Here is a 23,585-nt window from a genome sequence, read left to right on the forward strand (position 1 = left end):
GTCTTGTGGGGCGTATAATAAAGATTTCAGAAAATATGTCAAACACTTTTCAAGGAAAATCGTATAGATGGTTATAGATTGTCCACTACGAACAAAAACAACTCAGTTTTGTCTAGCCTTTCGCCGTTTTTTCTTTATCACTCAATGGCTCAAGACCCGTCAATGGGATCAATTCATCAGTTAACTCTGCGAGATATTGATCTTGATAGCCCAATTGTTGGAATTCGGCGATGCAGGCACGGTAAAAAACTTCACGCTGATGCTCGCTTTTATTTGTATCTGTTGGCAACTGCGAAGGCTTTTTTGTCATTATTATTAAGTCCATTTATGCATTGAACGAGAATTGCGCAATGATGTCATATTTTGGCTAAAAATAATACTATTGGCCTTGGGATTTGTAGAAAAATTTTACAACTTAGTAACTTTGTTGGAAGACTAATTCAGCATTCCTTTTTAGATCAGGTAATTACATTTTAGTAGTTAAGTTACACGCAATAAAAATCAGAAATTTCTGATAACAAAAACGCCGCTAAAAAGCGGCGTTTTCAAGACTTTTAGCTGATTAATCAGCTTGAGGACGCATGTGTGGGAACAGGATCACGTCTTTAATTGTTGGTGAGTCAGTAAATAACATCACTAGACGGTCGATACCAATACCCTCACCCGCTGTTGGCGGTAAGCCGTACTCTAACGCACGAATGTAATCTTCGTCGTAGTGCATTGCTTCATCATCACCGGCGTCTTTCTCTTCAACTTGACGCGCAAAACGTTCAGCTTGATCTTGTGCATCGTTAAGCTCAGAGAAACCATTCGCTAATTCACGACCACCTACGAAGAATTCGAAACGGTCAGTTACAAATGGGTTTTCATCGTTACGACGTGCAAGTGGAGATACTTCCCACGGGTAAGCGGTAATGAAAGTCGGTTGAATTAACTTATGCTCAGCAGTCTCTTCGAAGATTTCACATAAGAACTTGCCTGGGCCCCATACGCAGTTTTCTGGGATCTTAACGTGTACTTGCTTCGCGTACGCTTTAAGCTCTTCAAAATGGTTTTCAGGGTCATTAAATACTGCAGCATCAAAGTCTGGGTTGTACTTAAGGATAGCTTCGCTCATTGTTAAACGAGCAAAAGGTTGACCAAAATCGTACTCTACTGAATCTACCACTTCACCATTTTCGTTTTTAGTTGTGTTTACAACAATTGGTGAACCAAGTACGTCTGTCGCAACAGTACGTAGCATGTCTTCAGTGATGTTCATCAGGTCAATGTAGTCAGCGTATGCTTGGTAGAATTCGATCATTGTGAATTCTGGGTTATGACGCGTTGATAAACCTTCGTTACGGAAGTTACGGTTGATTTCGAATACACGCTCAAAGCCACCCACAACTAGACGTTTTAAGTAAAGCTCAGGAGCAATACGTAAGTACATGTCGATATCAAGTGCATTGTGGTGTGTTACGAATGGACGAGCAGACGCACCACCTGGGATCACTTGTAGCATAGGTGTTTCAACTTCCATGAAGTCACGATCTGCTAAGAAACGACGGATACCTTCAACAACTTTTGAGCGAATACGGAAGGTTTCACGTGTCGCTTCATTAGTAATTAAGTCAACATAACGTTGACGGTATTTAGTTTCTTGGTCAGATAAACCGTGGAATTTTTCAGGTAACGGGCGTAATGACTTAGTCAGTAACTCATACTCTGTCATTTCAACGTATAGGTCGCCTTTACCAGATTTATTTAGTGCGCCTTTAACACCGATGATGTCACCGATATCAAGTTGACCGTATTTTGCTTTTAATTCTTTTTGTACGTCTTTTGACGCGTACGCTTGAATTTGGCCTTTCATGTCTTGTAACGCAAGGAAAGGACCACGTTTAGCAAGGATACGACCTGCTACTGATACAACGTGCTGCTCAGCAACTAATTCATCTTTCGATTTATCACCAAACTCAGCTTGCAAATCAGCCGTGTAATGTTCACGACGGAATTGGTTTGGATGACCGTTGGCTGGGCAATTTTCGCGGATTGCGTCTAATTTGCCACGACGCTCAGCGATTAACTTATTTTCGTCTTGGATTTGATCAGTCATTTTTTAGCTCTTTTTTAGCTTGGTGGTTATAGGCCAGATTTAAGGCTGGCTTCAATAAATTTATCTAAGTCGCCGTCAAGAACCGCTTGTGTATTACGGTTTTCAACGCCGGTACGTAAGTCTTTAATGCGCGAGTCATCAAGTACGTATGAACGAATTTGACTACCCCAGCCAATATCAGATTTAGCATCTTCTTGGCTTTGTTTCTCAGCATTTTGCTTTTGAATTTCGAGTTCAAACAACTTCGCTTTTAACTGCTTCATTGCTTGGTCTTTATTCTTGTGCTGTGAACGCTCGTTTTGGCACTGTACAACCGTATTGGTTGGTATATGGGTAATACGAACCGCTGACTCTGTTGTATTTACGTGCTGACCACCTGCGCCTGATGCACGGTAAACGTCAATACGTAAGTCTGCCGGATTAATATCAATTTCGATATTATCGTCGATTTCTGGGTAAACGAATGCCGATGCAAACGAGGTATGACGACGACCACTTGAGTCGAACGGGCTCTTACGCACTAAACGGTGAACACCTGTTTCTGTACGTAACCAACCGTATGCATATTCGCCCACGAAGCGCACAGTTGCGCCCTTGATACCAGCCACATCACCATCAGTTGCTTCAACAAGTTCAACTTTAAAGCCTTTTGCTTCACCCCAACGTAAATACATACGCAGTAGCATGTTACACCAGTCTTGGGCTTCAGTGCCGCCAGAACCTGATTGTAAATCAAGGTAAGCATCGTTTTGGTCATGGTCGCCTGAGAACATACGACGGAACTCTAGCTTTTCAAGCTGTGCGTTTAAATCGCCTAATTCAGCTTCAGCTTCAGCGAAGGTTTCTTCATCTTCAGCTTCAACAGCAAGCTCGACTAACCCTTCAACATCTTCGGTACCTGACACTAGATTATCAATGGTCTCAACGATAGCTTCGAGTGCCGACTTTTCACGGCCAAGTGCTTGAGCTCGCTCTGGCTCATTCCACACTGCTGAATCTTCAAGTTCTGCGTTAACTTCTTCTAACCGCTCTTTCTTAAGAGGGTAGTCAAAGGTACCCCCGAAGCAGTTCAGTACGTTCGCGAATTTCCTTGATTTGATTAATCACAGGATTCACTTCAAACATGTACATTACTCCAAAATGGCTGATTTACCGCGCACCGATATCGACAATAAATACGGTAAATTATCTACAAATATTAAAAACGCCCGATTTTAACAAAAAACCGAGCGTTTTATTAGCCTTTTATGTCGATTATAACGATATTTTTATGTCGCTTTTTGTAGCTCTCGAATAATCAACTGTAGCGAGAATTTACCACGGAATTCATTTATATCGAGTTGATAAGCAGCTTTCACATAACGCACTTCGGTATCTGGCCATGCACGCACATCAACACCAAAGGCAATGCCATCAACTAACCGTCCAGATTGATGTTTTAAAACCAGTTTTAAGTGTTTTTCACCAACAATGCGCTGCTGTATTACTTCAAATACATGTTCGAACACTGGTTCTGGAAATTGCTGTCCCCAGGGGCCGGCATTTTTTAGTAAGTTGGCAAATTCCATCGAAAAGCACTCATTAGGTAATTCACCATCGGTAAGTAAAATACTTTGCTTATGCTCTTCAGTGAGTGTGTCTGTCACCATTTGCTCAAACACGGTTTTAAATTCAGTAAAACACTGCTCATTGATACTCAGTCCGGCCGCCATAGCATGACCACCAAATTTACTGATCAAATGCGGATAGAGTGTATTTACTCGCTCGAGTAAGTCTCGCATATGCAGCCCTTCAATAGAGCGGCAAGAGCCTTTGATTTCGCCATTATCGCCAGCGGCAAAAATAATCGTAGGACGGTGATACTTTTCTTTTAAGCGGCCAGCCAAAATACCAATGACACCTTGATGCCAATCAGCTTGATATAAACAAATGGCATCAGGTACTGACTCAGTTTTAAATGCTAAACGGTCAAGCACAGCTTGTGCCTCCGTTTGCATGCCCTGCTCTATTTCACGGCGCTCATGATTGAGGCTGTCGAGCTCACCAGCAATTCGGCGTGCTTGGTTTATATCATTAGATAACAAGCAGGCTATACCTAAACTCATATCATCTAAACGCCCTGCTGCATTTAAGCGTGGCGCCAATGAAAAGCCAAAGTCACTGGCACTTAAACGGGCTGCATTGCGATTTGCCACTTCAATGAGAGCACTAATACCAGGTCGTGTTTTACCACTACGAATACGTGCTAAACCTTGATGAACTAAGGTACGGTTATTGGCATCAAGCGCGACCACATCGGCCACGGTACCAAGGGCTACAATATCAAGTAACTCAGCCAAATTTGGCATTGGCTGATGCTGAAAATATCCTTGTTCACGTAAGTGGCTACGTAAAGCAATGAGCAGATAAAAAGCAACCCCAACGCCAGCTATCGACTTCGATGGAAACTGACAATCATGGCGATTCGGATTCACGATAGCGTCGGCATCTGGTAGGGCTTCACCTTGCAAATGGTGATCTGTAACCAGTACCTTAATACCCGCTTGCTTTACAATGGCAATGCCATCAATACATGAAATACCGTTATCAACAGTGATCACCAGCTCGGGTTGCATAGTCACTATTTGCTCAGCAAGCGCAGGACTTAAGCCATAACCTAGGCTGAATCTGTCTGGTACCAAGTAATCAAGGTTCTTTAAGCCAAACATAGCAAGACCTTGCATTAAGGTTGCAGTGCTGGTTGCGCCGTCGGCATCAAAGTCTCCGACGATTAACACGCGACTTTGAGCTGCGAGGGCTTGTTGCAATAGCACCACAGCTTTGTCGATATCTTTAAACAACTTAAAGTCATGTAATGTCGCAGCACTGTTATCGAGTTCAGTGGCATTTTGCACCTGACGAGTCGCATATATTTGCTTAATTACAGGGTGTAAATGGTGTGGTAGATGCGAATCATCAACACGAGGACGAGCTTGAATTATTTTTTCCATGTCGGAAACGGTACTTCTTAGCTTAAGACAAATAAAAAAGGCCTACGACAAATAGGCCTTTTCGTTAAAAAATCAGTTATGAAGATGTTTTTGGTAAGGCATCAAGCGCTTGGCTAATTTGCGCAGCTGATTGATAACCTGGGATCATGGTGCCATCTTCTAAAATAATTGCTGGAGTACCCGACATTCCAAAGCTTTGACCTAGCTGGTAGTGCTCTGCAATTGGTGCGTTACAACCAGGCACTGCAGCGACTTCTGCACCTGCTTTTGCTTCTGTTAATGCTTCAGCAGGGTCTTTAGCACACCATACATTCATTAAATCTTGGTAACCTTTACCACGTAAACCACCACGTGGGAAAGCAAGGTATTTAACGGTGATACCCGCTTCTAAGAAATCATCAAGTTCACGGTGTAACTTACGGCAGTAACCACAGCTGATATCGGTAAATACCGTGATTGAATGCTTTTCGTTTTTCGCTTTATAAACGATCATCGAATCTTCGTACTCAGCAATGCCTTCTTTACGTACATCGCTCAGTGCATGTTCTGTTAGATTGACTCGGTTATTAAGGTCAATCAGTGTTCCTTGCATTAGAAATTGACCGTCAGGGCTTGCATACAGCACGCCTTTGTCAGTAATTAGTTCTTTAAGGCCTGCCACTGGGCTTGGATTGATTTGCTTAACGGTTACGCCTAATTCAGCAAACTTAGCAATAATCGGGGCATCAGCAGCGTCTGTTGTTGATACGCCATTGGCAAACACATTTAAGCTTGTGCCTAGTAGTGCTGTGGCTAAAACTAACTTTTTCATAAATATCCTATATCCTGATCATTTTTTATATAGACCGGTACATCTTTAAAAATCTTGCACTAAGCACGTGGATGATGTTGCTCGTGTACCGACTTCAATCTTTCATTCGCTACATGGGTATAAATTTGTGTTGTTGATAAGTCACTGTGACCTAACATCATTTGCACGACTCTAAGGTCCGCCCCATGATTAAGCAAATGCGTTGCAAACGCGTGTCTGAGCGTATGCGGTGATAACGGCGATTCAACTGATGCCAAAATAGCATAGTGTTTGATGCGATGCCAAAAAGTTTGTCGTGTCATGCCAATCCCGCGCTTAGATGGGAACACAAAGTCAGTGGCATGTTTAATCATTTGCGAACGGCCCACTTTTAAAAACTGCTCAAGCCAGTACATAGCTTCTTCACCTAGGGGAACTAAGCGCTCTTTATTACCCTTACCTTTTACAAAAACCACCGCTTGACGCAAATTAATTTGCTCCATTCTAAGTCCCACCAGCTCTGTAACACGAAGCCCTGTGGCATATAACAGCTCCAGCATGGCTTTATCACGAAGCCCCATTGCATCTTCTATATCTGGGGCTGCAAGCAGTGCTTCTACTTCTGCTTCTGACAGTGTTTTTGGTAATGACTGCCCAGCTTTTGGCTGAGCAATATTGACCATCGGCGAATCGGTAATGGCTTTTTCGCGCACAAAATACTGATAAAAACGCTTCAGCGCGCTGATGCTACGCGCTGTGCTGCGCGACTTCAGTCCTAAATCAACACGGTATGCTAAATACGCTTCAATATCATCTGAGCGGACAGCCAGTAGGTCTTTATCTTTTAAAAATTGGCAAAACTTTTCAAGGTCACTGCGATAAGCGGCTAATGTATTTTCGCTAACTCCTTGCTCAAGATACAGCGTATCTAAAAATAACTCTAAATGTTCGGCGTTATTTGTGTCATTACACCTTTTTGGGCTTGTGAATTATTATCAGCCACGCGTACTCTCATCCTTATCAAGGTATCAATTGATTATACCTTACGGTAAACTTACGCCTATCATATCAGGCAAATACACAGTGATAAATACGATGCAGATTGGTTTATTTTATGGTTCTACAACCTGCTACACAGAAATAGCAGCCGAGAAAATTCGCGATATTATTGGTCACGACATCGTGAGCCTTCACAATATCAAAGATGAACCATTAAAAAATGCAGAGCAATTTGATTTCGTTATCTTCGGCATTTCAACTTGGGATTTTGGTGAGTTGCAAGAAGATTGGGAATCAATTTGGGACGACATTAAAGATGTTAACCTAAACGGCAAAACCGTGGCTCTGTTTGGTATGGGCGATCAACAAGGTTATGGTCAGTGGTTCCAAGATGCACTTGGCATGTTACATGATGAAATTTGTGATCAAAGCATTACCTTGCTTGGTAAATGGCCTAACGATGCAAGTTATGAATTTGAGGCTTCAAAGGCACTCAGCGAAGATGGCAAACAATTTGTAGGTCTAGCCCTTGATGAAGACAGCCAATACGAGCTCAGCGATGAGCGTATTGCAAGCTGGGTTGAACAGGTCATGACTGAGTACAGCGAAAGTTTGTAAATCATGAATAAAAAAGCCAAGCATTGCTTGGCTTTTTTAATGGTTATTCAACGCGTTGCCAATATTGATTACGATAGAAAAACGCAATATAACCGCGCACTTCTAACACCTTGCCTTGTTCTTGTGGAGTTAGTTTAAGGGTATAGGTTTTACCATTGTTTGGGTCCAAAATTTCACCCTCTTGCCAGCTACCATCACCAGCATCTTTAGCACCTTCAATAATTTGTAACCCTAAAATAGGCTGATTTTTCTTATCACCTTTACACTTTTCGCAGATTGCATCTTGTTTAGCTGGGTTAAGGATTTTTTCGACACTGCCAACCAATACACCATTTTGCTCACTAATACGTACTAAAGATTTCGCTTCATTGGTTTCTTCGTCAATGGTTTTCCAAAGACCCACAGGCGTCATTGCGGCAAAGCTCAATTGAGAAAATAATAAGGCAGATAAAGCAATTGATAAACGTAACATAAAAAACTCGTATAAAATTTAAGACATTGGCACTATAACAGGGCTTGGTTAATCACACCATTTTGTTATGATCATACAAAGACAACACATTGCGAGGGAACACAATGAGTCAATTCACATTAATTACCGGTGATATTGTCAGTTACGACAGTAATCAGGTTGCCACAATAAACGCCATTGGCGAAATAAAAATAAATCGCTTTGCTGAGCCATTATTTATTCCTGATAGCGCTAAAGCCGCCATTGAACTAGGTCGGCTTGATGATAACTTGTTTAATTTAAAAAAGTTATTACGCTCAGGCTATGCCGACCCTTGCCCAACAACCCGCGTACTAATTGAAACCACAGAGCCTTTACCTGACATCAAAGGTCTGCTAATCAAACGCCGCTTTAGCATTATTGATTTTTGCAGCGCCGAAATAGAAAAGTCGCACAGTAAAGCCGTGTTAGACGCCCTATTAGAGCTTGAATATGTTCAGCAAATTCAGCTTGATGAAGTCATGCAATTACAACCACCTTCCATACAAAAATCACAGATATAATTACATGTTTAGGTAAAAAGCTTTACATAGCTCTTTATAATCTTGGCTATAGCTGCCATCAGCTGCATGTATGGTTAACGATGATGTATCACATTCGCCGTTGTTTTGGCTGAGTAGCAACAAGCTGCGACTTGGTTGTTTTTTCTCGGTTGTACGTACCAAGCAATGGCGATTTAAGTACCAGCCTGCCTGCTCAGCTACCGCAATGAATTGTTTTGCCTCTACGCAAGGCAAAATCACATTCAAAAGCGTTTTGCCGTGGCTAATCCTAGTACACGCTTCTATCAATTCGCTGAAGCTAAGGCCGTCAGTATGACGGGCAGTATTTCGAGCATCATTTTCACCTTTTAGGCTCCCATTAAAATACGGTGGATTGGTGATGATCGCATCAAAAGGCTCTGCTGCGCTAAACGACTGTACTGCTCCTTCGAAAAGGTTTATTTCTGGCCAAGGGCTAGCGGCAAAGTTATCTCGGGCATCACTGCAGGCACCCGTGTCTATTTCAATGGCACTCACACTTGCATCAGACACTCTTTGTTTTGCCATAAGCGCCAGTAATCCAGTGCCTGTGCCTATATCTAAAATGCGCTTAGCTTTATTTATATCAGCCCATGCACCTAACAAAATACCATCGGTCGACACTTTCATCGCCGTGCGTGTTTGCGTTACCGTAAATTGTTTAAACACAAAGCCTGACATTTTTTCACCTTTTCATTCACCACAGCCGCGTTAACGCGTATAATTAGGCTCAATTGTCCTCTATTTATGTCACTCTATGCAATTTTCTGAATTTGATATCGATAACAAGCTGTTAAATGCCATTAATAAAATGGGTTTTGATACGCCAACCAGTATTCAACAACAAGCGATCCCTGAAGCTCTTCAAGGTCGTGATATTTTGGCATCTGCCCCTACTGGTACGGGTAAAACAGCCGCGTTTTTGATCCCTGCAATTCAATACTTGCTTGATTTCCCACGTCGCGATCCTGGCTTTGCGCGCGTATTGATCATGACGCCAACCCGTGAACTTGCTTATCAAATTCATGAGCAATGCGAATTACTTGCAGCACAAACTCATCTTAAAATTGGGGTTGTGACAGGTGGTATAAACTACGGGACACACAGAGAAATATTCGAAAGCAATAACGACATTCTCATTGCCACACCAGGGCGTTTAATGGAGTACCTTGAAACAGAGAACTTCCATGCTGAAAATGTTGAGGTGCTTATTCTTGATGAAGCTGACCGCATGTTAGACATGGGTTTTCGTAAAGAAATGCTTCGTATTTGTGATGAAGCACGTAACCGTCGCCAATGTTTCTTATTCTCAGCCACCCTTGAAGGTGACAGCGTAGAGTTATTTGCGGAGCGTATCTTAAACGATCCGGCACTCCTTGAAGCCGAATCTTCACGTAAAGAGAAAGGCAAAATCCACCAATGGGTTCACCTTGCGGATGACTACGACCACAAACTTAAAATGTTGGTTGAAACGTTAAATGGTGACGACATTCATAAAGCGATTGTGTTTGTTAAAACTCGTGAGCGCTTAGAAACATTAATTGGTGAGTTAAACAACGAAGGCCTTCGTGTTGCTTGGTTACGCGGTGAAATGCCACAAGATAAACGCATGAAAGCGATGGAAAATTTTCACTCAGGTCGCAATAATATCTTAGTTGCAACGGATGTGGCTGCACGTGGTATTGATGTTGCTGATATCAGCCATGTTATCAACTTTGATATGCCTCGTACCGCAGACGTTTACGTACACCGTATTGGCCGTACTGGCCGCGCTGGTAAAAAAGGTATTGCGATTTCATTTGTTGAAGCACACGACGTGGCAATTTTAGGCAAGGTTGAGCGCTACATAGAGCAAAAGCTTAAACGCCGAGTGATTAAAGGCTTTGAGCCACAGCACAAAGAAGCGAAAATCCCCTCTAAAAAGAAAAAAGATCCAGTAAAAATGAAGGCTAAGAAAAAAGCCAAAGCTAAAGTGAAGAAGAAAAAGTAGCTTTATTACCCTTACTGAAAAATGCCGAGCTTGTCTCGGCATTTTTGTACCCTACCCGTTTTTACATAATGAGTGTGTAATTAGTTCACACTTTATTACCCACCCATCCCATTAATACAAATCAAACTCATTAAAATCAAAAGGTTAAACTTTGGAATAATAATTGTAACTGGTTCAGCAATAGTTCACAGCAGACTACATTAACGAGGGAATTGTATGAGCCGCTTCAAATTAACCGTAGTACTTACATCATTAAGCTGTATTTTTTTACTTGCATGCGCAACGAACGTAAGCGCCAATACTAGCGTACTAACGACTAGTACATCGGCTCAACCGCGCTTACAGCAAATGGCACTGCAGAAATTAACAAGCAATCCTAATTTTCGAATTGAAAACCTACAAGTGATTGTTGATGGTGATACTGTTGAACTAAAAGGCATTGCAGAAACAGGCTTTCAACGAGCTTTAGCACAAAAATTTTTAGAGCATAGCCAAGGTGTGATGCAGATAAAAAACAACCTTAAAGTGAGTAAGCTCAATCACCCATCACTTTAAGGCTAGATTTACAGAGGGGCTTGAGATTATGCGCCGCTTGCTTGCAGGTTGATAAATTTCGCAAGCTCTTCTGGTTGACCCATCAGCATTTGAATTTGCTGATTAATCTCCATCATGCCTTTACCTTCAGGTAATTTTGCCGACACAGAGAAAGACGATAAGCCATTCACAAAATTAGTGATCGCTGCCGCAAGTTCTTCACTCACAGGAACTTGCTGTAATTGCATAGCTACTACTTGCTTAAATTGCTCATGCGTCATACCTTGCGAAGTTAAGAAGCTATCGACCACGGCTTTAAGCTCACCTTCATCAGCTATCGACAGATTAATACGGCGCGGCTCTAACTGAGTGAGTGCTGCCATCATCTTTGATTGCTGTTGTAACTGCTGCTCTAAGGTTAGCTGGCCATCCGCTGCTTCATTTTGCATTTGACTCGCAGCAAGTGATGCTTCCATTAACGCTGTGGTTTTAGCTAAACCAAGATTGAAATTCACATCAGCCACCTCATTCGCAGTCACTTTAAGTGCAAAGTCACTGTCGCCTGAGTCTTTATTGTAATCAAGTGATGAATTTACGTTATAGCTTGTTGATGCTAGCTTGTTATTTGAGTTTTCTGGTAGCTGTGCTAAGAACTCATCGCTAAAACGAAAGTTAGTCATCACAAAGCCTGTGTGCGGTGGTATCGCATCAACTTCATAACCTGACACATCAATGCTGTCGATAGTTGCAACAGGCTCATTACTTAAACTATTTGAAACAGTGATATCAGATAACTGCATGCTGCTATCAAAAATACTTGCTGAGATATCACTGTATTTAATATCTACACCGCTTTGAATTGATAACGCACTAATTTGCTTATCAACCACCTTTTTCACTTCCTGTGTAGCTGCGTAATTTGCGTAAGCCACGCCACCGACAGCCGCAGCAACAACCGCTGCAATAATTAACTTCTTCATTTTATTTCCTTTAATTGGTGTAATTTTTTTATCAGTGTATCAAATTGTATTTAGTTTATTAACGACAATAGTTCATGCACCGTTTTCACCGGCGTGATCTTCGCCCCAAGGCCTTCCATTGATTTATGGTAATTGCGATGCGGGATAAAAATCTCGGTAAAACCATGCTGAGCAGCTTCTTTGACTCGAGGTACGCCACTGTCGATTGGTCTTACATCACCATTTAAACTTAGCTCGCCCATAATACAGGTGGTGCGGGGTACAACAAACTCGTTCAAGCTGCTTAATAACGCTGTTACTAATGCTAAATCGATACAGGTTTCTGACTCATCGATTTTTAAGCCACCGACAATGTTGAAAAAAGTGTCGTGAAAGATTTTTGTTTTTGTGTGCTTACGCAAAATGCCCGTCAGCATCTTGATGCGGTTCATGTTTAAACCAACACATACTCGCTGCGGGAATTCAGCTTCGGTTTCTGTGGTTAAACATTGGATTTCGAGTAGTAAATTACGGTTACCTTTACGGATACAGGTGATTGCAGAGCCCGGAGATTCAGTACTCGAGCCTGACAAAAAGATTTCACTTGGGTTATCAACGCTCAGCATTCCGCGCTCACACATTCTGAAAATACCCACGGTGTCGATATCGCCAAAACGGTTTTTATTAGCACGTAAAGTTCTGATTTGCCCATCGTTGGTATCGATATGCAATAAAGCATCAACGATATGCACGAGTGTTTGCGGCCCTGCAATTTCGTTATTTTTGTTTACATGGGCAATGATGAACATAGTTACATCATTTTGCTTACAATATTGTGTTAAAGCTTGCGCTGCACTTTTAACCTGCGATGGCGAGCCTGGGCTACCATTTGCCGTTTCTGTTACCACAGCCTGAATTGAGTCAATCACCGCGAACTTGATTTTGTTTTTATCAAGTTCTTCAATGATGGCTTCAACGCTGGTTTCAGACAGTAAGTAAAGCTCGTCTTCGTTGTAATCTAAACGTAGGCGATTCACACGGTTTTTGAACTGCGATAGAGACTCTTCAGCTGTACAGTATAAAGACGGCATCAGTTTTGACATACGTGCAACTAAATCTGAGAGCAAGGTAGTTTTACCAGCGCCAGGGTCGCCAGAGATAATGTTAACTGAACCTGTCGTTACACCACCGCTCAATACTCTGTCTAGCTCGCCGATTTCGGTAAGGCGTTTTTCGGCCTCAGTGGTTGCCACTTCATTTATTTTCTTTGAGCCACCGCCTGCGATACCGGCATAACCTGCCACTACCGCACGGCTTGCCGCTTGCTTTGATTGCCCTGCTGAAGGCTTAAATTCTGCCAGCGTATTCCATGCTCCGCATTTACACTGTCCTTGCCAACGCTGATAGTTCATGCCGCACTCAGTGCAGACAAATTCGATTTTTGCTGATTTTGCCATTCGGCCTTACCTATTTTTGTAGCTGATTTGTGACTATTTCTGTATTTTCAAGCATATAATAGCTAAAGTAAAACTTATGACTCAGACGATTAAGTGAGAGTCATTTTTATAATCACAAAAGATAATATGTTGTAACTTGACCCCCTGAAAAACGCTTAATTTAGCTAAGTGCTTAATTAAGAAATAGTTAAGGGCACAGTTTTTGCTTACAAATAAAACTTTACAGTGCTTGCCATTTAATTGGCGAATACATATAACAATAACGAATAAAATAAAAAAGTAGTTACACTGCTTTGGCTTTAAATAGCCCGTTAGTATACCTACTTTTTTAGATAGACGGTGATGGTTTTATAAATGGCTGAAGACATACTGCTTAAATATGAAAGCCTAGTTGAAGAACTAAAGGCACATTTAGGCACTCCCCAGTTCGACAAACTGTTTAAATCAAAGACAGCTAGCTTAACTAAGCCAGAGCAGTTTCTGATCAAAATGGAAATGTCGCGCTTATCTCAGCCAGTGGCACGCTTTATTGATTTACGTGGTCAAGTAACCGGACAAGTCAAACCCTACGAATATGATGGCAAGCAACACTTTATGGACGATACCGCCATTGAAGTGTTTGAAGATGCTATAAAACGCCACGGTGGTTACACACTTGCCGTTTACGAAGCGGTAATGAACACCGAAAATAATCACCGAGTGATGCAAAAAAAAGCCGCAGAACAAGCGTTAACGGACGATAGTACAGCCCCAGAACAATCTGCCAAGGTTATTAAGTTTGCATCCTATGAAAGTCGCCGCGAAGAGCGGATGAACTATTCAATTAAAATCACCGTTGAGCTTGATAAAGACAGTAAAGTTGCGGCATCTACCTCGGATATTTCCCTAAGTGGTGCGAAAATAAAATTAGCGCCTCGCTATCAAGTTAAAAAAGGCCAATTAATTGGTCTGCGCTTAGTCGGCCTAGAACAAGACTTTGAGCTGGGCTTAAAAAACGGTATTCAATATGAAGTAGTTGCGGTAGAAAAAGTCTCTCGTGAGTACAATCATGTACGCTTAAAACGCACTTTTATTGAAAATAATGAAAAGTTTGATGAGTTCTTAGAAAGCTTTATTCATGGCAACAAACGTCGCTATAAAGTGAACTTAGACAATACCCTGGATGCAGTTGTATCGAAAGGCTACGAGCAATACTACATTCCACGTGTTACCTCGTTTTACACTTTTTTAAGCTTACAAGGCGATAAGCTTTACCCTAGCCTTGCGCTCACTACTGAGAATAATATTTTTATTCAGCGCTATTTTTGTGATGAACGTAAGTTGTCATGCTTATATAGCATTATAAATCAGCAGCGCTTAGGTCATCTACTCAGCTCACCCGATGCCGTAAAAGAAGAATACCTGTATACCTTCACTCACACCGTAGCGGGCAAGATTTATTATTATTCAGCCACTCGAACTGAGCTTGAGAGTCAGCCACAACTGAGAGATTTATTCCTCGGATTTGGTAGCCAAAAAGACAGCTGGCAATGCTTTAAGCTTCAGTTGATGCCAAGCCACCCGGAAGATTCATACATTCCGTTATCTCTACCTAGTAGTGCTGGTAAAAATATCGAAAAACTTAATAAGCCCCCTACACCACGGGTGCAAGGGCTGATCAAAGATGTTAAATACCTACTGATATTGACCTCGATCGGCACTAAGTTTGAGCAACAAACGTACCAGCAACTTGATTACAATAAAGATGCAGTAAATCAGCTTAAGCAATTTGGTCACAGCAAACATAAAACGCCTCCTCATTTAGAGCCAGTGGCGCTTGAATATGTGAACCTTCGGGCACATAAACGCTACTTGTACAAAACCGCAGTCTCTATTACTCAAGGTGAAGAGCTTATCACGGGCCACACCCGTGACTTATCTGTGATGGGCTTACAAATAGAGTGTGACCATCCGGTTGAGTTCAAAAAAGGCGATATCATTAAGTTAAACTTGCCTGATTTGCAAAAAATTACCAAAAAGCATGATTTAACAAATTTGGCTTATGAAGTGATGGCAGTGAGTAAATCACTGACAACAGTGAACTTAAAAGTGCATCGTATTGGTGACTTACCCCATATGGCAATTAAGTTTTTTACTGTATTAATCGATAACAACAAAGACAAATTACGTGTTTGTGAAGAAACCCCAAAAATTCCGGGATTATCGACCGCACTTAGAAATATGGTGACCAAAAGCGTATGCCAATTTCCGTTTTATTTACACAAAGAAGCAGCTCACTTTAAAGCTGGCGCTATTGGCCAAGGCTTATACCCTAGCCCTCTTCATGTATTGCTGCAAAACTTTGCGTTATTAAATGAGACAACCAGCATTGATGGATTCTTATCAACGGATCAAATCTCTGAGGTGATCACCCCATTAATCAAAGACCGCAGTCGCCAAGATCCCCCCTTACCATTTACCCTGTTTGTTCGCTTTGATCCGCGCCAAGCTGTGATCAGCGATGCAATTACCAGTCGTTGTATTAGTGAAGATGACTACAAACCACAAACTTTGTTTGTGAAAAAAGCGCTGAAAAACGATTTAGTCTTTGTGTTTCGCTTGTATGTGTCACGGACTGGCCGCCCAGATATTGATTACTTAGCGAATGAGCTGAAATATATTAGTCAGTACGCATTACACAAAGCAAAAGACCTAGAAGAAGCGCTATGGGCAGTAGCCGGTGTGGGTGATTTGATTGATATAACCGAAGAAGCGCTTACCCATTTTGATATTGACCAAAGGCTGATCACGGAAATGAGTAAACGCAAAGCAACTTGGTTAAAGCGAGTAATCTAACGGGAGAGTGAGTAAGTAAGCAACTTGCAGTAATGAACCTTCATTAATTGCAGTTTGTGCTTGCTCAACCACTTTCGGTTTACCGTGCACAGCAACACCAAGCCCTGCCGCAGCCATCATTTTTAAATCATTAGCACCATCACCCATGGCAACAGTTTGGCGGTTATTTAAAGTCAGCTTTTGTTCGATTCGTTTAAGTACACGGGCTTTTTCTTCTGCATCAACAATTGTGCCTATCACCTTGCCTGTTAAACGGTTATCTTTAAATTCGAGAGTATTCGCATGCACTTCATCTAAATCAAGCAGTGACTGCACTTGCTCTGCAAAAGGCACAAAGCCACCCGATGCGATTGCTAAATGCCAGTTATGCGCTTTTAGGTATTGGCATAATTCACTCACGCCCGGCATAAGCGGTAAACGCGCTTTTAAGCCGTCAATTAAATCTACATCGATGCCCTCAAGCTTCGCGACACGCTGCTTTAAGCTTTGTGCAAAGTCGAGCTGCCCGGCCATAGCTTGCGCGGTTACAGCGGCAACTTCGTCATACACATCGGCAAGGCGCGCAATTTCGTCGATACACTCAATAGTAATGGCTGTTGAGTCCATATCCATTAGTAATAAACCTGGTTCATTCACCGTGGGTGGATTCGTTAATTGCACCAGTTGAATCCCCAATTGCTTAGCAAACTCAACTAATACCAGCGGACTTAGTACGCTTGTTGTATCGCTATGAAAGCTCCACGCTGCTGGCAAATCGGCAATTGGCTGATAGCAACAAAGCGATAAATTGCTAGCCCCTTGCGCTGCTAAAAATTCGCTAATCGCAAGCAATTGCTCAGCATTAAGCTCATTACCAAAAGCAACACTAAACACGCCTTGATTTGCTTTTGGCGTAAAGTCTGTTGTAATAAGGTGTTTGTTTTCAATTTTATACCAGCAATTTAGGCTGATTTGTTCTGCTAAATTTGCTGAAGGTGTAGCAGCTAAGCTAAGCTGTGACATAGTGGCTCCACATTAGACTTATGTCTGTCCTTGGTCGTGCATTTGCTACTCGCACTCAAGGGGCTGTTAAAGTTATCATGTTGTACCATCAAATTTAAAAGCTGTCAGTAACGTATACGGTGACTATGAAAAATAACCAACTTAAAATTCCCTTTTCAGCCACTTATCGCCAACGTGTTGTGCGTTTAAGCTTGGCTGCGGCCTGTTTTGTGCTGTTAAGTTGGGTTGCCATGAATAGTAGCTTTCAAAGCCACCAATTACTTTATGATAGCGCTGACAGCACAGCGATAAGCTTAACCAAGTTTATGGCACTAAATGCAAAAACCCCACTGCAAGAAAAAAACAAACCCGAGTTAAATGCGTTATGTAATCATATTGCTGAAGATGAGTATGTGTTAGCGGCAACGATTTACGATCAACAAGGTATCCAAATTGCTGCCAGCGATAATTGGCAAAGTCACCACACCTTTGGTTTATTACCCGATTCAACGCCGGGTATTAGCAGACTCAAAACCCCATTTGTAGAACCAGTGATAAGTGATGATGAAAGACCAATTGGTTTTGTGTCAATTACCTATTTAACGCAGGCTTCTATTGCAACTAGCCACAGTAGTTTTCATGATTTGGGCCGCCAAGTATTATTAATGTTAGTGATCACCTGTATTTTTACTTGGCAGCTAGGCCGTGGGTTAAAACACTGGCAAATCAACCGTTACATCAAAAAAAGCGCTGAGCAAGAATCATAAAGTTCAGCAGCCAATTGCTGCTTTGCATCCCCTGTCGCGCCTTTAAGCTCACATAAACAAGTGAATAGATCACGCACCTTTAGCGGCGTATTAACTTGGCCTTGAAAGCCAACTAACGGCATTGATGGCGAGTCGGTTTCAAGCACTAAATGCTGTGGCTCAATTGCGCTTATGACTTTACGAGTTTTAGCAGCGCGCGGGTAACTTATTACACCGCCGACACCAAGCTTAAACCCTTGTTTAATATAACTCTGAGCTTGTTGTTCTGAGCCTGAGAAAGCATGAATCACACCACCAAACTTTGGCTTGCAGCGTTTAAATGAGCGAGCAATTAAATCATGGCTTTGTCTGTGATGCACAATCAGTGGTAGAGCGAGTTGATTGGCAAGCTCTATTTGTCCTTCAAAAAGCTGTGTTTGCTTATCGAGGTTGTCGATACTGCGATCAAGTCCGCACTCGCCGATGGCAATAAACTGCCCTGAATGGTTTTTTGCTAACTGCTCCAGTTCAGCGAGATGATGAGTTTGGTGATCTGATAAAAAATAAGGATGTAAGCCTAAAGCAATTGAAATACTTGGCTCTGATTTAGCAAAAGAGAATAGTTTTGTAGATTGTGCCAAGCTCACACCCGGCACAATAAAATGCTCGATCCCTACTTGCTTGCATGCAGTGATGAGCTCTGTGCGAGTCTCATCAAATTCGCTAAAATCAAGATGACAGTGGGAATCGATAAAACGCATTTACGGATTTAAACGACCAAACTGCCAACTGCCGTCGGCTTGGCGTTGATACATAAAGCGGTCGTGTAAGCGGTGTGCTCCGCCTTGCCAAAATTCGATTTTAGTAGGCTCAACACAGTAGCCTCCCCAAAAATCAGGCAATGGAATTTCACCCTCAGAAAACTTTTGCTTCATTTTCGCAAATGTTTCCATTAATACCTTACGTGATGACACAGGACGACTCTGCTGAGATGCCCATGCTGCTAACTGGCTTTCTTTAGGACGCGATAAAAAGTACTTAGCCACAGCCGTTGTTGGTAAAGGTTTAGCTTCACCATAAACAATGACTTGTCGCTCCATATGGTGCCATGGAAAGTGCAGAGAGATTTTGTTATTACCTTTGAGCTCCTGCGCCTTGCGCGAGCCAGTATTGGTAAAAAACACAAAACCATTTTCATCAAGATGCTTTAACAGCACGATACGCTGCGAAGGCTGACCATGTTCATCAACCGTTGCAACGACCATCGCCGTAGGATCAGGCAAATTAGTGGCAACAGCTTGTTCAAGCCATTTTTCAAACTGCTTGATTGGAGATGCATCAAGCATGTCTTCAGATAAACCATCCTGTAAATATTCACGGCGAATATCTTCAAGTTTCATAAAATTCCCTCTATCGCTACTATCAGCTATCAGCTATCAGCTATCAGCTATCAGCTATCAGCTATCAGCTATCAGCTATCAGCTATCAGCTATCAGCTATCAGCTATCAGCTAAAGATTAATCAAGGTTGTTGAGCTGTCAATTTGTTGGGTTTCGCTACGCTCTACCCAACCTACGAAGCTAGGTTCTAGGCTCTAGGCTCTAGGTTCTAGGCTCTAGGTTCTAAGTTCTAAGTTCAAAGCTCTAGGCTCTAGGCTCTAGGCTCTAGGCTCTAGGTTCTAGGTTCTAGGTTCTAGGCTCTAGGCTCTAGGCTCTAGGTTCTAGGTTCTAGGTTCTACAAGCTACTCCCCTCGCGCCTAGAGTCTAGGGCCTTCGATTTATGTTGGGTTTCGCTACGCTCTGCCCAACCTACGGTGCTAGGTTCTAGGTTCTAGGTTCTAGGTTCTAGGTTCTAGGTTCTACAAGCTACTCCCCTAGCGCCTAGAGTCTAGGGCCTGCGATTTATACTCGGTTTCGCTGCGCTCTACCCAACCTACGAAGCTATGAGTTCTTAAACGTTCTGCAAGTGTAGGAGTGCTAGCAAGGCAATGAGTTTATTTATGCCAAGGAGCATACGTGTTTTGTATGTGACTTAGGCTAAATAAACTCATTAACGCAGCTAAAGCGAACTACACGAAGCAGATTACATTTGCTCCATTACTTCGATACCTAGCAGATCCAATCCTGATTTCAGTGTCTTCGCAACCAAATTACACAGTACTAAACGGCTGTCACGAACACTTGGCTCTACGCCTTCTTTTAGAACTGGGCATGCTTCGTAGAACGTCATATATAGGCTTGCTAGCTCGTATAGGTATCCACATAATACGTGCGGTGTTGCTTCGCTGATCATTAGATCCAGTACTTCTTCTAGCTGAAGAAGTTTAAGCGCCAGCGCTTTTTCTTGTGGCTCGTTGATTGCAACGTCAGCTGTTAATGAGGCAGCATCGATACCTGATTTACGGAAAATACTTCGAACACGTGTGTATGCATATTGTAAGTAAGGCGCTGTCGCACCTTCAAAGCTCAGCATTGTGTCCCAGTTGAAGATATAGTCGCTAGTACGGTGCTTAGAAAGATCCGCATATTTCACTGCGCCAATACCTACTTTACGGGCAATTTCGCTACGCTCTTCGTCGCTTAAATCTGACTCACGCTCAGCAAGTTTAGCTGCTGCACGAGTGATTGACTCTTCAAGTAAATCAGCAAGTTTAACCGTACCGCCAGTACGAGTTTTGAATGGCTTACCGTCTTCACCCATCATGGTGCCGAATGGGCAGAATTCATAACTTGTTTCATCACGTAATAAACCTGCTTTACGTGCTGTTAGCTCAACTTGATTGAAGTGTAAGCTTTGACGTGCATCTACAAAGATTAGGATACGATCAGCACCTAGTTTATTTGAACGGTAATCACAGGCCGCTAAGTCAGTCGTCGCGTATAAGAAACCACCACCTGATTTCTGTACGATAAACACTGAAGGCTCGCCGTCTTTGTTAGCAAGCTCATCTAAAAACACCACTTGTGCACCATCAGATTCAACAGCAATGTTTTTGTCTTTTAATAGTGCGATGATGTTTGCAAGTTCACTGTTGTATGCACTTTCAGCCATGATGTCATCTGCTGTAAGTGTTACGTTTAGACGCTTGTAAACTTCTTCAGAGTGCTTTACAGAAGTCGCGATGAATAACTTCCACAGTTTTTCACAGTGTGCATCGCCACCTTGTAATTTAACAACGTAATCACGCGCTTTATCAGCAAACCCTTCTTCATCATCAAAGCGTTTTTTCGCATCGCGGTAGAAGGTTTCAAGGTCAGCAAGCGCCACTTTGTCTAAATCAACACCTTGATTGATTTGATCTTCTAAGTGCGCGATTAACATACCAAACTGAGTACCCCAGTCACCCATGTGGTTTTGACGAACAACTTCATCACCACGGAACTCAAGGGCACGAACAACCGCATCACCAATGATGGTTGAACGTAAGTGACCTACGTGCATTTCTTTAGCAAGGTTAGGTGATGAGTAATCAACAACCACTTTTTGCGCCGTTGCATGTGGTGCAACAGCCAGCTTTTCGTCTTCGTTTGCCGCTTTTAAGCTTGCTGATAAAAACTCAGGCTTTAAGTGAATGTTGATAAAACCTGGGCCTGCGATTTCAGTTTTTTCTGCGATATCAGCAAGGTCTAGGTTATCGATAATTTTTTGTGCTAGTTCACGCGGGTTTGATTTTAATTTTTTAGCCGCGCCCATTGCACCATTAATTTGGTAATCACCAAACTGCGGACGTGTGCTTTGCGTTACCGCTGGATTTGTATCTTCTGGTAATCCTGCTGCAACCATTGCAGCAATTGCTTTTTCGATTAAAAGAGTACGAATATTCATTGTAATTTTTACCTTTATGGCCCGCTGTGCGGGCACTTAAATTTGAAGCAGACTTAGCGTATTAGTTTTCGCGTGTGTGGTTAAACTTGATGTCTGGATAGCGCTCCATCGATAAGTTTAGATTTACACGGCTTGGCGCGATATAAGTAAGGTTATCGCCACCATCAAGCGCTAAGTTGCTTTCGCACTTACGCTTAAACTCTTCGAATTTTTTCGCATCATCACAGTGTACCCAGCGTGCTGTATTTACACTGACACCTTCGTAAATCGCATCTACGTTGTATTCTGCTTTTAAACGCGCAACAACCACATCAAACTGTAGTACACCGACCGCACCAACGATAAGATCATTATTAATAAGCGGTCTAAATACTTGCACAGCACCTTCTTCAGATAGCTGAACTAAGCCTTTTAACAATTGCTTTTGTTTTAAAGGATCTTTTAAGCGAATACGGCGGAATAATTCTGGTGCGAAGTTAGGAATACCACCAAACTTCATTTTTTCGCCTTGTGTGAAGGTATCACCAATTTGAATTGTACCGTGGTTGTGTAAACCAATGATGTCACCCGCGTACGCATCTTGCGCTCGCTCACGATCACCAGCCATAAAGGTTACGGCATCAGAAATACTGACTTGCTTACCAATACGCACATGGCTCATTTTCATACCTTGGCTATATTTGCCAGATACAATACGCATAAAGGCAATACGGTCACGGTGTTTAGGGTCCATGTTCGCTTGGATTTTAAATACGAAGCCAGAGAAGTTCTCTTCTGTTGCTGCTACTTGGCGGTCTTCTGTTTCGCGAGGTAATGGCGCAGGTGCCCACTCAGTTAAACCATCAAGTACATGGTCAACACCAAAGTTACCTAATGCCGTACCAAAATACACCGGTGATAGCTCGCCCGCTAAAAACAGATCTAAGTCAAATTCGTGTGATGCACCGACAACTAGCTCAAGTTCTTCACGCAACTGCTCAGCAAGTTCGCTACCAATTGCAGTATCAAGCTCAGGATTATCTAAGCCTTTAATAACACGCACTTCTTGGATTGTGTGGCCTTGACCTGTGCTATACAAAATCGTTTCTTCACGGTGAATGTGATACACACCTTTAAACTCTTTACCACACCCAATCGGCCAAGTGATTGGCGCACAGGCGATGTTAAGCTCAGTCTCAACTTCGTCTAATAACTCCATTGGATCACGAATATCACGGTCACACTTATTCATGAAAGTTACGATAGGCGTAGTACGTAAGCGTGTTACTTCCATTAATTTACGGGTACGATCCTCAACACCTTTCGCCGCGTCGATAACCATTAGACACGAGTCAACCGCCGTTAATGTACGGTAAGTATCTTCAGAGAAGTCTTCGTGTCCTGGAGTATCAAGTAAGTTAACCAGACGTTCATTGTAAGGAAATTGCATAACAGACGTAGTTACCGAGATACCACGTTCTTTTTCCATTTCCATCCAGTCTGATTTTGCGTGCTGGTTTGAGCCACGACCCTTTACGGTACCCGCTTTTTGAATCGCTTGTCCGAATAACAGAACTTTTTCTGTAATGGTGGTTTTACCCGCATCCGGGTGCGAGATGATCGCAAAGGTGCGTCGTTTATTAATTTCGGTAGTTAAATTAGACATGTAAGCTGCTTTTAGTCATAACAAAGCGCACTTAACTGCCTTATAAATTATAAAGCTCGGTGCGCACTGTAAAAATAAAATAGAAT

The 23,585-nt window shown here is 42.3% G+C and carries 20 protein-coding genes and 1 pseudogene; 6 read left to right on the plus strand and 15 right to left on the minus strand.

The window, feature by feature from the left end; all coding sequences use genetic code 11:
• Positions 1-112: 112 nt before the first annotated feature.
• From C2M25_RS12325 to xerD, 6 genes and pseudogenes are all read right to left on the minus strand, one after another.
• Positions 113-310: a hypothetical protein gene (locus C2M25_RS12325; RefSeq protein ID WP_063703399.1), complete on the minus strand. Its 198-nt coding sequence runs from the start codon at positions 308-310 to the stop codon at positions 113-115.
• 252 nt (positions 311-562) lie between these two features.
• On the minus strand, positions 563-2,098 hold the full coding sequence (gene lysS / locus C2M25_RS12330; protein ID WP_063703397.1) for a lysine--tRNA ligase: 1,536 nt from the start codon (positions 2,096-2,098) through the stop codon (positions 563-565).
• 26 nt (positions 2,099-2,124) lie between these two features.
• Positions 2,125-3,223 (minus strand): peptide chain release factor 2 gene (gene prfB / locus C2M25_RS12335; RefSeq protein WP_105181232.1). Its coding sequence is split into 2 segments (ribosomal slippage): positions 2,125-3,147 and positions 3,149-3,223, totalling 1,098 coding nucleotides; the frame shifts between segments, so codons are not numbered across the junction.
• 143 nt (positions 3,224-3,366) lie between these two features.
• The gene (gene recJ, locus C2M25_RS12340; RefSeq protein ID WP_063703395.1) at positions 3,367-5,088 is read right to left on the minus strand and encodes a single-stranded-DNA-specific exonuclease RecJ; all 1,722 of its coding nucleotides are present in this window, start codon (positions 5,086-5,088) and stop codon (positions 3,367-3,369) included.
• Between the two features lie 76 nt (positions 5,089-5,164).
• Positions 5,165-5,899 carry a bifunctional protein-disulfide isomerase/oxidoreductase DsbC gene (gene dsbC, locus C2M25_RS12345; RefSeq protein WP_063703393.1) on the minus strand — a complete coding sequence of 245 codons (735 nt, stop codon included), beginning with the start codon at positions 5,897-5,899 and terminating at the stop codon, positions 5,165-5,167.
• Positions 5,900-5,958: 59 nt separating this feature from the next.
• Positions 5,959-6,828, minus strand: a pseudogene (gene xerD / locus C2M25_RS12350) (site-specific tyrosine recombinase XerD); the annotation flags it as partial.
• A 145-nt stretch (positions 6,829-6,973) separates the two neighbouring features.
• On the opposite strand from xerD, the gene fldB reads away from it, so the two are divergent.
• Positions 6,974-7,495: a flavodoxin FldB gene (fldB, locus tag C2M25_RS12355; RefSeq protein WP_063703534.1), complete on the plus strand. Its 522-nt coding sequence runs from the start codon at positions 6,974-6,976 to the stop codon at positions 7,493-7,495.
• A gap of 43 nt (positions 7,496-7,538) precedes the next feature.
• On the opposite strand, the gene C2M25_RS12360 is transcribed toward fldB, so the two are convergent.
• Complete coding sequence (locus C2M25_RS12360) at positions 7,539-7,967, minus strand: DUF2147 domain-containing protein (protein WP_063703389.1); 429 nt, start codon at positions 7,965-7,967, stop codon at positions 7,539-7,541.
• Positions 7,968-8,071: 104 nt separating this feature from the next.
• On the opposite strand from C2M25_RS12360, the gene C2M25_RS12365 reads away from it, so the two are divergent.
• Positions 8,072-8,509, plus strand: a complete 438-nt coding sequence (locus C2M25_RS12365; protein WP_063703387.1) for a hypothetical protein — start codon at positions 8,072-8,074, stop codon at positions 8,507-8,509.
• Here the strand turns inward: C2M25_RS12365 and C2M25_RS12370 are convergent, their stop codons facing one another.
• Positions 8,510-9,208 carry a tRNA1(Val) (adenine(37)-N6)-methyltransferase gene (locus C2M25_RS12370; protein ID WP_105174809.1) on the minus strand — a complete coding sequence of 233 codons (699 nt, stop codon included), beginning with the start codon at positions 9,206-9,208 and terminating at the stop codon, positions 8,510-8,512.
• A 76-nt stretch (positions 9,209-9,284) separates the two neighbouring features.
• Here C2M25_RS12370 and srmB point away from each other — a divergent pair, with 76 nt between their 5' ends.
• Together srmB and C2M25_RS12380 are read left to right on the plus strand one after the other, a co-directional pair.
• Positions 9,285-10,517 carry an ATP-dependent RNA helicase SrmB gene (gene srmB / locus C2M25_RS12375; protein ID WP_105181234.1) on the plus strand — a complete coding sequence of 411 codons (1,233 nt, stop codon included), beginning with the start codon at positions 9,285-9,287 and terminating at the stop codon, positions 10,515-10,517.
• Between the two features lie 216 nt (positions 10,518-10,733).
• The gene (locus C2M25_RS12380) at positions 10,734-11,072 is read left to right on the plus strand and encodes a BON domain-containing protein (RefSeq protein WP_063703380.1); all 339 of its coding nucleotides are present in this window, start codon (positions 10,734-10,736) and stop codon (positions 11,070-11,072) included.
• A 26-nt stretch (positions 11,073-11,098) separates the two neighbouring features.
• Here the strand turns inward: C2M25_RS12380 and C2M25_RS12385 are convergent, their stop codons facing one another.
• Together C2M25_RS12385 and radA are read right to left on the minus strand one after the other, a co-directional pair.
• Positions 11,099-12,031: a hypothetical protein gene (locus C2M25_RS12385; protein WP_063703378.1), complete on the minus strand. Its 933-nt coding sequence runs from the start codon at positions 12,029-12,031 to the stop codon at positions 11,099-11,101.
• A gap of 50 nt (positions 12,032-12,081) precedes the next feature.
• Positions 12,082-13,467 carry a DNA repair protein RadA gene (radA, locus tag C2M25_RS12390; protein ID WP_063703376.1) on the minus strand — a complete coding sequence of 462 codons (1,386 nt, stop codon included), beginning with the start codon at positions 13,465-13,467 and terminating at the stop codon, positions 12,082-12,084.
• Positions 13,468-13,821: 354 nt separating this feature from the next.
• Here radA and C2M25_RS12395 point away from each other — a divergent pair, with 354 nt between their 5' ends.
• The gene (locus C2M25_RS12395) at positions 13,822-16,302 is read left to right on the plus strand and encodes a PilZ domain-containing protein (protein WP_063703374.1); all 2,481 of its coding nucleotides are present in this window, start codon (positions 13,822-13,824) and stop codon (positions 16,300-16,302) included.
• Here the strand turns inward: C2M25_RS12395 and serB are convergent.
• Entirely contained in the window at positions 16,285-17,304 is a 1,020-nt protein-coding gene (gene serB, locus C2M25_RS12400) for a phosphoserine phosphatase SerB (RefSeq protein ID WP_105174810.1), read from the minus strand. The genes C2M25_RS12395 and serB overlap by 18 nt on opposite strands.
• A 125-nt stretch (positions 17,305-17,429) precedes the next feature.
• Here serB and C2M25_RS12405 point away from each other — a divergent pair, with 125 nt between their 5' ends.
• Positions 17,430-18,050, plus strand: coding sequence for an AhpA/YtjB family protein (locus tag C2M25_RS12405; protein ID WP_105181235.1), 621 nt, complete (start codon positions 17,430-17,432; stop codon positions 18,048-18,050).
• On the opposite strand, the gene C2M25_RS12410 is transcribed toward C2M25_RS12405, so the two are convergent.
• From C2M25_RS12410 to prfC, 4 genes are all read right to left on the minus strand, one after another.
• On the minus strand, positions 18,017-18,790 hold the full coding sequence (locus C2M25_RS12410; protein ID WP_105181236.1) for a TatD family hydrolase: 774 nt from the start codon (positions 18,788-18,790) through the stop codon (positions 18,017-18,019). The genes C2M25_RS12405 and C2M25_RS12410 overlap by 34 nt on opposite strands.
• Positions 18,791-19,429 (minus strand): pyridoxamine 5'-phosphate oxidase, encoded by a 639-nt coding sequence (pdxH, locus tag C2M25_RS12415; protein WP_055020972.1) that lies wholly within the window; start codon positions 19,427-19,429, stop codon positions 18,791-18,793. It abuts the gene before it with no gap.
• A gap of 682 nt (positions 19,430-20,111) precedes the next feature.
• A complete protein-coding gene (argS, locus tag C2M25_RS12420; RefSeq protein ID WP_063703367.1) occupies positions 20,112-21,854 on the minus strand; it encodes an arginine--tRNA ligase in 1,743 nt (580 codons plus the stop codon).
• A 61-nt stretch (positions 21,855-21,915) separates the two neighbouring features.
• A complete protein-coding gene (gene prfC / locus C2M25_RS12425; RefSeq protein WP_063703365.1) occupies positions 21,916-23,499 on the minus strand; it encodes a peptide chain release factor 3 in 1,584 nt (527 codons plus the stop codon).
• Positions 23,500-23,585 lie beyond the last annotated feature (86 nt).

The sequence above is a fragment of the Pseudoalteromonas sp. T1lg21 genome (assembly GCF_002964625.1).
GTDB classification, from domain to species: Bacteria; Pseudomonadota; Gammaproteobacteria; order Enterobacterales; family Alteromonadaceae; genus Pseudoalteromonas; species Pseudoalteromonas gelatinilytica.